The sequence below is a fragment of the Alloyangia mangrovi genome, from assembly GCF_002300555.2.
GTDB lineage: Bacteria > Pseudomonadota > Alphaproteobacteria > Rhodobacterales > Rhodobacteraceae > Salipiger > Salipiger mangrovi.
Genome location: NZ_NTHN02000039.1, coordinates 40,786 through 50,530 on the forward strand (window position 1 = coordinate 40,786; position 9,745 = coordinate 50,530).

General features: G+C 67.3%; 10 protein-coding genes. 5 read left to right on the forward strand and 5 right to left on the reverse strand.

Annotated features, from left to right (window positions below; all coding sequences use genetic code 11):
* Positions 1-84 precede the first annotated feature (84 nt).
* Together CLG85_RS18785 and CLG85_RS18790 are read right to left on the reverse strand one after the other, a co-directional pair.
* Entirely contained in the window at positions 85-1,011 is a 927-nt protein-coding gene (locus tag CLG85_RS18785; RefSeq protein WP_095882280.1) for an AEC family transporter, read from the reverse strand.
* Positions 1,012-1,040: 29 nt separating this feature from the next.
* Positions 1,041-1,235 carry a zinc-finger domain-containing protein gene (locus tag CLG85_RS18790; protein WP_095882281.1) on the reverse strand — a complete coding sequence of 65 codons (195 nt, stop codon included), beginning with the start codon at positions 1,233-1,235 and terminating at the stop codon, positions 1,041-1,043.
* Positions 1,236-1,309: 74 nt separating this feature from the next.
* Between CLG85_RS18790 and CLG85_RS18795 the strand changes: the two genes are divergently transcribed.
* Entirely contained in the window at positions 1,310-2,236 is a 927-nt protein-coding gene (locus CLG85_RS18795) for an ABC transporter ATP-binding protein (protein WP_095882282.1), read from the forward strand.
* Positions 2,237-2,379: 143 nt separating this feature from the next.
* Here the strand turns inward: CLG85_RS18795 and CLG85_RS18800 are convergent, their stop codons facing one another.
* Together CLG85_RS18800 and CLG85_RS18805 are read right to left on the reverse strand one after the other, a co-directional pair.
* The gene (locus CLG85_RS18800) at positions 2,380-2,748 is read right to left on the reverse strand and encodes a histidine triad nucleotide-binding protein (protein WP_095882283.1); all 369 of its coding nucleotides are present in this window, start codon (positions 2,746-2,748) and stop codon (positions 2,380-2,382) included.
* Positions 2,749-2,756: 8 nt separating this feature from the next.
* Positions 2,757-4,331, reverse strand: a complete 1,575-nt coding sequence (locus tag CLG85_RS18805; protein WP_095882284.1) for a DUF5928 domain-containing protein — start codon at positions 4,329-4,331, stop codon at positions 2,757-2,759.
* A gap of 135 nt (positions 4,332-4,466) precedes the next feature.
* On the opposite strand from CLG85_RS18805, the gene CLG85_RS18810 reads away from it, so the two are divergent.
* The gene (locus tag CLG85_RS18810) at positions 4,467-5,285 is read left to right on the forward strand and encodes a sulfotransferase family protein (protein ID WP_095882285.1); all 819 of its coding nucleotides are present in this window, start codon (positions 4,467-4,469) and stop codon (positions 5,283-5,285) included.
* Positions 5,286-5,288: 3 nt separating this feature from the next.
* Here CLG85_RS18810 and CLG85_RS18815 read toward each other — a convergent pair whose 3' ends face one another.
* The gene (locus CLG85_RS18815; protein ID WP_095882286.1) at positions 5,289-5,879 is read right to left on the reverse strand and encodes a DUF1285 domain-containing protein; all 591 of its coding nucleotides are present in this window, start codon (positions 5,877-5,879) and stop codon (positions 5,289-5,291) included.
* A gap of 70 nt (positions 5,880-5,949) precedes the next feature.
* Between CLG85_RS18815 and CLG85_RS18820 the strand changes: the two genes are divergently transcribed.
* From CLG85_RS18820 to CLG85_RS18830, 3 genes are all read left to right on the forward strand, one after another.
* Positions 5,950-6,951 (forward strand): AAA family ATPase, encoded by a 1,002-nt coding sequence (locus CLG85_RS18820; RefSeq protein ID WP_260349842.1) that lies wholly within the window; start codon positions 5,950-5,952, stop codon positions 6,949-6,951.
* Positions 6,948-7,826: a DUF58 domain-containing protein gene (locus tag CLG85_RS18825; RefSeq protein WP_095884381.1), complete on the forward strand. Its 879-nt coding sequence runs from the start codon at positions 6,948-6,950 to the stop codon at positions 7,824-7,826. The genes CLG85_RS18820 and CLG85_RS18825 overlap by 4 nt, the downstream gene beginning before the upstream one ends.
* Positions 7,823-9,745 (forward strand): BatA domain-containing protein (locus tag CLG85_RS18830; protein WP_260349843.1); only part of this gene is annotated, 1,923 nt, incomplete at its 3' end. The genes CLG85_RS18825 and CLG85_RS18830, both read left to right, overlap by 4 nt.

Consider the following 9,745-nt stretch of genomic DNA (forward strand, 5'->3'; position numbering starts at 1 on the left):
TCTGGGTTTTCTGCGCCGGTTCCGGTTCGGCCCAAGGGCTACCCTGTCGGGGCGCCGCCGCGCAAGCGAAAGACGGGTTGTGGCTCAGGGATGCACCCAGGCGATCACCGCGCTGACGGTGACGATGCTCGCGACGGTCGAGATCAGGATCGCCGCCGAGACCCGCTGCGGCGCGATGCCGTAATGCTGCGCCAGGATAAAGACGTTGCCCGCCACCGGCAGCGCTGCCGCCGAGACCATCACCGCCGCCTGGTAGCTGGTCACCGGGAAGAGGAAGAAGGCGCCGATGCCGACAAGGGCCGGATGCAGCACCAGCTTGCAAACGCTCAGCCAGCCCGCCACCGCCAGCCGCTCGGCACTCTTCGAGGCCAGCGAGGCACCGATGGCGAAAAGCGCGCCCGGCGTTGCGGCATTGCCGAGGATGGTCAGGAATTCGGTGACCGGCGCGGGCAAGGGGATCCCCGATGCCGACACGCAGAGCCCTGCGGCGATCGAGACGATCATCGGGTTCTGCACCAACCCCAGCCCGACCCGCTTCAGCGTGGCGGGCGTAAGCCGCCCTTCACGCGAACCGGTGACGAGGATGACCAGCAGCGTCGAGAAGACGATGAGGTCGATCGACAGCATCAGGATGATCGGCCCCACCGCCGCCTGCCCCAGCAGCACCGCCAGCATGGGTACCCCGAGAAAGCCGGTGTTGCCGATGGCCGCGCATTGCGCCTCGATGGCGGTGGTCTGCACATCCTGCCGCCGCAGCAGGCCCACCACGGTCGCCACGGCATAGACCGCGGCGGTGCCGAACAGATAAGCCGAAGCCACGCGCGGATCGAAGATCTCGGAGATCGACAGCGTCGCGGAAAAGCGGAAGAGCATCGCGGAAAGGGCGAAATAGAAGACGAAGCGGGTGATCGCCGCCACCGACTGCTCGGAAAAGAACCGGATCCGCGCGGCCCCGTAGCCGAGGCCGATCAGCGCGAAGAACGGCAATACCTTGAGAAAGACGGCGAGCATGAACCGGGGTCAGATGGCCCGTCGGGCGCTCAGACCTTGCCCTCGAAATCCCGGCCCTCAAAATCCTTGTGCACGTAGCGCGCATCGCAATAGGGGCATTCGACGACGCCGGTCTCATGCGGCAGCGAAAGCCAGACGCGCGGGTGTCCCAGAGCCCCCTCGCCGCCGTCACAGGCGATGCGGTAGCTGTCGACGATTTTGGTCTCGGGCGCCTCGGTGGCCATGCTCCGGTTCCCTTTTCACTGGCTTTGCACTACCTGCGTTATGAGACAAGTAAGGCACGGGAGCAAGGCTCGGCATGAGTGATGACGCGATCCGCATCGAGGGGCTGCGAAAGACCTACGCAAGCGGCAAGCAGGCGCTGAAAGGCATCGACCTAAACGTGCCCCGGGGCTCGATCTTCGGCCTCCTCGGCCCCAACGGGGCGGGCAAGTCGACGCTGATCAACATCCTCGCCGGGCTGGTGGTGAAAAGCGCCGGCAAGGTGTCGATCTGGGGCTGGGACCAGGACCGCAACCCGCGCCAGTCGAGGGCCTCGATCGGGGTGATGCCGCAGGAGCTGAACCTCGATCCCTTCTTCTCGCCGCGCGGCGCGCTCGAGGTGCAGGCCGGGCTCTACGGCGTGCCGAAGCGCGACCGCCGCACCGACGAGATCCTCGAGCTGGTGGGCCTCGAGGACAAGGCCGAGGCCTATGCCCGCACCCTTTCAGGCGGCATGCGCCGCCGCCTGCTGCTCGGCAAGGCGCTGGTGCATAACCCGCACATCCTCGTGCTCGACGAGCCCACCGCCGGCGTCGACATCGAGCTGCGGCAGATGCTCTGGCGCAACGTGCGGCGGCTCAACCGCGAGCGCGGCATGACGATCATCCTCACCACCCACTACCTCGAGGAGGCCGAGGAGATGTGCGACGAGATCGCCATCATCAACCACGGCGAGGTGGCTGCGCGCGACAGCACGGCGAACCTGCTGGGCAATATCGACGCCAAGACCATGGTGATCACCCCCGAGACCATGCCCGAGGTGCTGCCCGAGGCCCCCGGCATCAAGGCCGAGCGCCGCGAGGGCGGACTGATCGCGCTAAGCTACCATGCCCGCGAGACCTCGGCCGAGGATGTGCTGACCCTCGTGCGCGAACGCGGCATCCGCCTGCGCGATGTGCGCACCGAGCAGGCCGACCTCGAGGATGTCTTCCTCGAGCTGACCCGCAGCCGCCCCGCCGCCTGACAACCAAGAGGGCGCCGCCCGATCCCGGCGCCGCCCTCTCTGCGAAGCTCCGGCAGGAGCGCCGCGCCCTTGCCCTCTTCTCTTTGAAAATACGCCCGCCTGAGGCGGTCCCGCCCGCATGGCTCGCGCGGCGGCGCGATGGCTCAGCCGCGCTCGAGCATCCGACCCAGCGACCGGCCGGCAAGGATGTGCACGTGGAGGTGCGGCACCTCCTGCACCCCCTCCTCCCCGGCGTTGGAGATCAGCCGGAAGCCGTTCGCCGCCACGCCTTCCATCTCGCAGACCTTGCCGATGGCACGGGTGTAGTCGAGGATCTCGGCGTCCGAGGCGTTCAGCGCGAAATCGTCGTAGCAGACGTAGGCGCCTTTGGGGATCACCAGCACATGGGTCGGTGCCTGCGGGCGGATGTCGCGGAAGGCGAGGCTGTGCTCTGTCTCGAGCACGGTGTCGTTGGGGATCTCGCCCCGCAGGATCTTCGCGAAGATGTTCTGGTCGTCGTAGCTGTAGGCCATGGGAACCCTCAATCGGAATAGAGTTGGTCGTCGGAGACGATCTCCCGCGCGAGCTCGGGGGAGATCGAAAGGAATTGCGCCACTGCCTGCACCTGCGCCTCGCACGGATCAAGCTCGCGCAGGTGGAAGTGGTCCGGAAGCTGCGCGTCGCGCAAAGCGTCGCTCTCGTGGAGGAAGTCGTTGCGGATCGTCGGCAGCAGCCGCGCCATTGCCGTCTCGGATGTCCGCTCCCCCGCCAACCCGATGCGGGTTGCGTGCCCGGCGAGGAACGCGTCCGAGAAGGCGCAGTCGATCTGCAGCAGCCGGGTGCTGGCGCGGTCGCGGCAGAAATCCTCGATCAGGTCGAGGTTGCCGGGATCGAGGCAGATCACCAACCGGTCGCAGCCGTAATAGTCGTAGAGCATGCGTATCAGCGCGCGGCGGTGGCGGTGGCGCTTGTCCATGGTCGACTGGACGCCGCCGAGGTCGGGTAATTCGCAGCTCTCCTCGTTGAAGAGGTAGTCGATGCAGGGCAGCCCGGTCGCCTCGCGGATACGCCCGATCAGCCGCTTGGCCACGTGCCATTTCTTGCTGACCACGATCAGCAGCTCGCGCTCGCGGCCGAGCGTGCTTTCGGTCTCCCAAAAGCGCGGCGCGAAGCGGTGGCCGTCGCGGCCCTTCTCGGTCAGGAAGCTGTAGAGCGCGCGCCCCTCGCCCGAGATCTGGAACGTCACCCGCTCGGAGGAATAGAGCACCGCGAGCCGCCGCTTCAGGTCGAGCGCACCGGGGCTGATCTTGCGGGCAAAGAGGTAATCCTGCGCCAGCAGCAGGTCGTAGTGGTCGTTGTAGAAGGTGACCGGCATCCCGTAGTCCGAGAACATCAGGAAAGTCAGCGTTCGGTTCTCGATCTCGGACCCGGGAACGAGATGCCGCACCAGCGTCTGGAAGAAGGTCTCGTCGGGGATCCAGGTGCCGCGGAAGAAGCGCAGCACGTCGGGCCGCCCGGCGATGAACTGCAGGATCGCCTCGACCGTGCGCCGCCGCAGGCACCACCATTGCGAGCCGATCATCACCTCGAGATCGGCGGGGATTTTCCGCTTCAGCCCCAGCCGCTTCTGCAGCTCGAACATGGCGTAGAACCGCCGCGTCTGAGTGCGCTCGTTGAAGGGGTGGCGGTAAATCAGCCGTTCTTCCTTCCAGCCGGTCTTGATCCAGCCGGAGGAGAAGAAATCGACGCTCTCGATGTAGTCGATCTCGCGCGCGTCGAGCCTTTCGTGGGCGTATTCGGCGGATTTGATCGCCATGCAGTCGCCCGAGACCATGTAGAAATGCGTCGCGCGCGGAAAGCGCTCGAGCGCTGCCTCCAAGGCATTCAGCGTCGCCTGCACCAGCGACCAGGCGCCCCAACCGCATTTCACCCGCCGCGCGAATGTCACATTGGGATTGTCCTCGAGCGCCGCGCGGATGCGGTCGTAATCGGCCTGCGGCGCGCTGGCATCGAAGTGGATGGCCATGCAGTCGCCAACGGCGGTCAGGCTCTGCGCCTGCTTGATGATCGCCTCGGGATCCTTGTGGCACAGCAATATAAAGGCAATCTTCGCCAAAGGATCAGGTCCGCCCAATTTTCGCCCGCTTCTTCACCTTTACCCCGGCGAAGACATTGAACAGGCCGATGTCTTTTGCTTTTTTGCATGCAGAGGGAGCCCGCGACAAGCCGGGCGGTACGAGGAGCGGGCGGTATGGGATTTCCGGGCACATGGATGACCGAAAGCGAAAGCATGGTCTATCGGGTTGTGCCGAAATGCGCCTGTTCGACCATCGGCCAGATCATGTACTACGCCGACCACGGCACCTTCTACGACGGTGACATCCATGACGCGACCGAGGGCCTGCACAAATGGGCCCGCGAGGAGAGCCAGAACCCGATCCGCGCCAACGTGAAGACCCGCGGCGCCTATGCCTTCACCGCCGTGCGCAACCCCTACAGCCGCATCCTGTCGAGCTTCTTCGACAAGATCTGCGGCATCCAGCGCAATGGCAACCGCTACCGTGGCAACCTCGTGCCGCTGCTGGTGCAGAAATACGGGATCGAGGTCGGCGGGCCGGACGGCAAGGACGAGTTCGACCAGATCCGCTCCTTCCGCCGCTTTCTGCTGTTTGCCCGCGACACCATCCGCTGGCGCCGCCCGATGGACCCCGACATCCATTGGTCGGCGGTCTCGGGGCATGTTTCGACCTTCATCGCGGGCGGCGGGCGCTACGACAGCATCTTCTGGACCGAGAAATTCGACGAGGGCATGCAGGGTGTGCTGGACCGGGTGCAGACCCGGCATCCGGTCGACCTCTCGGCCATCCCCCGCTTCAACGAATCCGAGGGGCACGGGCCGAAGCGCGCGCATCCCGTCGAAGACTATTTCGACGACCTGTCGATGCATCTGGTCTACGAGATCTACAAGCGCGACTTCGAGCTCTTCCGATATGATGTCGAGAATCCGGCGAACAAGCTGCCGACCGGCGAGATCGACCTCGACGAGGTGCATGCCAAGCTCGGCGACTGAGCCTCAGACCTCCAGCTCCTCCGAGGGGATCATCGGAAAGAACTCCCCCGAGGACCACAGGCCGAACCAGCGCGCGCCGTCGTGATCGTGGTGCGCGCCCAGCTCGACCAGCCGGTAAAAGCTCTTGCGGTCGATCAGCGCCTCGAGGTTGCGCCGCACCAGGATGTAGGGCGCGGGCTCGCCGGTCTCGGGATCGCGCACAACGCGGATCGGGTGCTCCCGCCCCGCGACGGCGAAGTCGCCGACATGGGTCTGGAAGGTCAGCACCTGCGTGCTGCCTTCCCCCTCCGCTTCGAAGTCGATGGCGACGAAAGGCACGTCCTCGACGGTGATTCCGACCATCTCGACCGGGGTGACGAGGAAATATTTATCGCCGTCTTTCCTCAAGATGGACGAAAACAGCTTCACCAGCTCGAACCTGCCGATGGGGGTTCCGAGGTAGAACCACGTGCCGTCGCGGGCGATCCGCATGTCGAGATCGCCGCAAAAGGGCGGATTCCAGCGCTCGACCGGCGGCAGGCCCTGCCCCGAAGCGGCGCGTGCTGCAGCAGCAATGCCGTCAGCCGAAGGTGTCACGTAATTTTGTGTGCGCATTGCTTTTGCCATTTTTCACCCCCGCGATACACTCGCTTCGGTAAAGGATTTACGCAAGGGAGTCTCCCCCATGTCCGAAGACCTGGTCGCCGAGATCGAGGCGCTGGAAATAAAGCTCGCCGAAGCCAAATCGGCGATCACCCGGCGCTTCATCGGGCAGGAACGGGTCGTCGACCTGACCCTAGCCGCCCTGCTCTGCGGAGGCCATGCGCTGCTGATCGGCCTGCCCGGTCTCGGCAAGACCCGGCTGGTCGAGACGCTGTCGACGGTCATGGGGCTCAACGGCAACCGGGTGCAGTTCACCCCCGACCTGATGCCCGCCGACATCCTCGGCTCCGAGGTTCTGGAGACCGCCACCGATGGCAGCCGCGGCTTCAAGTTCCTGCCCGGTCCGATCTTCTGTCAGCTTCTCATGGCCGACGAGATCAACCGCGCCTCGCCGCGGACGCAATCGGCCCTGCTGCAGGCCATGCAGGAGAAATCGGTGACCATCGGCGGCGAGACCCGCACGCTCGAGCTGCCGTTCCACGTGCTTGCCACGCAGAACCCGATCGAGCAGGAGGGCACATACCCGCTGCCCGAGGCACAGCTCGACCGCTTCCTCGTGCAGATCGACGTGGCCTATCCCGACCGCAAGACCGAAAAGGACATCCTGCTCGCCACCACCGGCACCGAGGAGGCGCAGGCGCATCAGGTCTTCGATCCCACCACTCTGATCGCCGCGCAGCACCTGCTGCGCCGCATGCCCGTGGGCGATGCGGTGGTCGAGATGATCCTCGATCTGGTGCGCGCGTTCCGCCCCGCCGATCCTTCCTCTTCCGCGCGCGTGCGCGACACCGTCGCCTGGGGCCCCGGCCCGCGTGCCGCGCAGGCGCTGATGCTGACCGTGCGCGCCCGTGCCCTGCTGCAGGGCCGGCTCGCCCCCTCGCCCGAGGACGTGATGGACTTGGCCCGCCCGGTTCTGGTGCACCGCATGGCGCTGACCTTCTCGGCCCGCGCCCGCGGCGAGGATCTGGGCAGCATCATCGACGAGGTCTGCAGCACGCTGGAGCCCTCCGAGGCTGCCGCTTGATCACCCCCGTCGCCCAGCTCCGCAAGAGCGCGCAGGAAGAGGCCACCCGTTTCCCGGCCCTGCTGGCCCGTGCCGAACACCTCGCGGGCACCGTGCTGCTGGGTGAGCACGGGCGGCGGCGGTCGGGGCTCGGCGACGATTTCTGGCAATACCGGCCGCTGCGCCCCGGCGACACCTACCGCTCGATCGACTGGCGCCGCTCGGGCCGCGGCGACGAGCAATACGTGCGCGAGCGCGAGTGGCAGATCGCGCAGAGCGTGCAGCTCTGGGTAGATTCCGGCGCCTCAATGCGCTTTTCCTCGCACAAAGACCTGCCGACCAAGGGCGACCGGGCCCGGCTGGTGGCGCTTGCGACCTCGATCCTGCTGATCCGCGGCGGCGAAAGGGTGGGCTTCACCGGCTGGTCCCTGCCGCCGCGCAACGGCGATATCCAGATCCTGCGCCTCGCCGAGGCACTGACCAAGGATGGTGACGAAGATTACTCCGAGCCCGAGGCGCGCGGCATGATCCCCCATGCACGCGCCATGTTCGTTTCGGACTTCCTCGGCGACATTGCCCCGATGGAGGCTGCGTTGACGAAGGCCGCCGACCGCGGCGTGCGCGGGGTTCTGCTGCAGGTTCTCGACCCTTCGGAAGAGACCTTCCCCTTCAAAGGTCGTACGATTTTCGAAAGCGTTGGCAAGACCTTGGCCCATGAGACCCTGAAGGCGGGCGATCTGCGCGAACGCTATCTCGAGCGCCTGGCCGAGAGAAAAGCCCGGATTGACCACCTATCTCGCTTAACTGGTTGGCAATTTCTGTGCCATCATACCAGTGACAGCGCGCAGAACGCCCTGCTCTGGGTCTACCGCGCGATGGACGGAGGGCACGGATGACGGTTCTCGGCCCCCTGGGCTTCACCGCCCCCTGGCTGTTGGTTGGATTGCTGGCGTTGCCGGTGCTCTGGGTGATCCTGCGCGCCGTGCCCCCGGCGCCGATCCGCCGGCTGTTTCCCGGCGTCGTGCTGCTGCTGGGCCTCAAGGATGACGACCAGGTCACCGACCGCACGCCCTGGTGGCTGCTGCTGCTGCGCCTGCTGGCCGTGGCGGCGGTGATCATCGGCCTCGCCGGGCCGATCCTGAACCCCGAGGACGAGGCAGAGGCCGCCGGAACCGGACCGCTGCTGGTGGTGATGGATGCGAGCTGGTCTTCCGCCGCCGACTGGCGCGCGCGGCAGACCGCGCTCGACGCGCTGCTCTCCCGCGCCGAGCGCGAGGCGCGCCCGGTCGCCGTGCTGCGCCTGACCGAACCCGAGGTGCCGCAATTCCAGCAGGCCGCCGTGCTGCGCGCCCGCCTCAGCGGCCTGCAGCCTGAACCCTGGGAGCCGGGCGAGGCGCATGTCACCCGCGCCCTGTCGATGCTGCCCGAGGGCGATTTCGACAGCTACTGGATGTCCGACGGGCTCGCCCGCGACAGCCGCGAGCCGATGCTCAACGCGCTGATGGACCACGGGCAGGTCACCGTCTTCGAAAGCCCGCGCAACCTGACCGCGGTGCTCCCACCTGCCTTCGCGGACGGCCACGTGCAACTCACGGCGCGCCGCCTGCATGCCGGGGCCGAGCGCGAAATCTCCATTGCCGCGCATGGGCTCGATCCGGCCGGCAATCCGACCGTGCTGGTCCGCGCCCCGATCACTTTCGCCGAGGGTGCCTCGGAGGGCGAGCTTGACCTCTCGCTGCCGGCCGAGCTGCGCGCCCGCATCACCCGTTTCGAGATCGACGGCGCCCGGAGCGCCGGGGCGGTCAGCCTGCCCGACGACAGCCTGCGCCGCCGCGAGGTCGCGCTGATCGCCGGGAACGAGAACCGCGAGGGGCTCGAGCTGCTCTCGCCGCTCTACTACCTGCACAAGGCGCTGGAAGAGGATGTCGACCTGCTGGACGGCGCGCTCACCGAAGTGCTGCCCGCCAACCCCGATGTCATCGTGCTGGCTGACGTGGCGACGCTCGGCCCGGGCGAGGCAGAGGGCGTGGCCGACTGGGTCGAGAAGGGTGGCACGCTGCTGCGCTTCGCCGGGCCGCGGCTTGCCGCCTCGGATGTCTCGCGCGACCGCGAGGACCCGCTGATGCCGGTGCGCCTGCGCGCCGGTGGCCGCTCGGTCGGCGGCGCGATGAGCTGGGGCGAGCCGAAATCCCTGGCCCCCTTCCCCGAAGGCAGCCCCTTCGAAGGTCTGGCCATCCCCGGGGACGTGACCGTCACCAGCCAGGTCATGGCCCAGCCCGACCCCACGCTGGCCGAGCGGGTCATTGCCCAGCTCAGCGATGGCACGCCGCTGGTCACCCGCAAGCGGGTCGGCGCCGGGCAGGTCGTGCTCTTCCATGTCACCGCCAACGCCGAATGGTCGACCTTGCCGCTCTCGGGGCTCTTCGTGCAGATGCTCGAGCGGCTGGCGATTTCGGCCATGCCCGCCACCCCCGAGCCCGAGGAGCTTGCCGGCACCATCTGGCAGCCGATCCGCGTGCTCGACGGCTTCGGCGCGGTGGTCGATGCCGGCACCCTGCCGGGCGTGCCCGGCGAGGCGCTGCTGACCGGCGATCTGGGCCCCGAGCTGCGCCCCGGCCTCTACCAGGGCGAAGAGCGCAGCCTCGCCCGCAACGTGGTCACCCCCGACAGGGTGCTGCAGCCCGCCGCCTGGCCCGACACCGTGCCGGTCGAGGGCCTCAGCCGCCCGCAGGAAACCCCGCTCGCCGGTTGGCTGCTGGCGCTGGCCATCGCGCTGCTGCTGGCCGACGTGATCGCCTCGCTGGCGCTCTCGGGC